Origin of the sequence: Brucella sp. 22210, assembly GCF_052045675.1 — a bacterium.
In the GTDB taxonomy this organism is placed as follows: domain Bacteria; phylum Pseudomonadota; class Alphaproteobacteria; order Rhizobiales; family Rhizobiaceae; genus Brucella.
Map to the genome: position 1 here is coordinate 1 of NZ_JBQEPD010000133.1, position 909 is coordinate 909.

Consider the following 909-nt stretch of genomic DNA (forward strand, 5'->3'; position numbering starts at 1 on the left):
TTGCATGGATCAATCGAAACAGACGTCTCGCGAAGGACTTCGAAGCTTCAATCAAATCTGCCGCGGCTTTCCTCTATGCCGCCTCCGTAATGCTGCTCGTCAGGCGTTTGGCACGGTAGCAATCACTTTCAAAACCGAGTCTAAGCTGAAGTTCAAAACTCCAGGAGCCTTCTTTTATACACCTTAACTGAACGATTTGGGTCTGCCGACAAACGTCAGGGAGTGTCAGAAACACGCCGCCAAGCTGGTTGAATGCAACACAACGTGTAAATTATATGGACTGCGGGTTGCACGAAGTACGCCAGTTGGATAAAGCATTCAACCTGGATGTGTATCGGAGTAGATGCATGTGTGGAATTATCGGTATTATCGGCAAGGATGAAGTCGCACCGCTTCTGGTCGATGCTCTGAAACGACTGGAATATCGCGGTTACGATTCCGCCGGTATCGCCACTTTGCAGGGCGGAAAGCTTGATCGCCGTCGTGCGGAAGGCAAGCTGGTCAATCTGGAAAAGCGTCTGGCCGGTGAGCCGCTTCCCGGCGTGATCGGCATCGGTCATACACGCTGGGCCACGCATGGCAAGCCGGTGGAGCGTAATGCGCATCCGCATATTACCGAACGCCTCGCCGTGGTTCATAACGGCATTATCGAAAATTTTACCGAACTGCGCGCCATGCTCGAAGCCGAAGGCCGCAAGTTCCAGACTGAAACCGACACGGAAGCCGTTGCGCATCTCGTGACGCGTGAACTGGATAAGGGCAAATCGCCGATTGAAGCCGTCCGTGATTGCCTGCCGCTGTTGCATGGAGCTTTCGCACTGGCATTCCTGTTTGAAGGCGATGAAGAACTGCTCATTGGCGCCCGTCAGGGACCGCCGCTCGCTGTCGGCTATGGCGATGGTGAAATGT

General features: G+C 53.9%; 2 pseudogenes. Both read left to right on the plus strand.

Annotation, left to right across the window (positions count from 1 at the left end):
- Positions 1-119, plus strand: a pseudogene (locus tag ACTJKP_RS26960) (IS5/IS1182 family transposase); the annotation flags it as partial.
- A gap of 228 nt (positions 120-347) precedes the next feature.
- Positions 348-909: pseudogene (locus tag ACTJKP_RS26965) on the plus strand (glutamine--fructose-6-phosphate transaminase (isomerizing)); the annotation flags it as partial.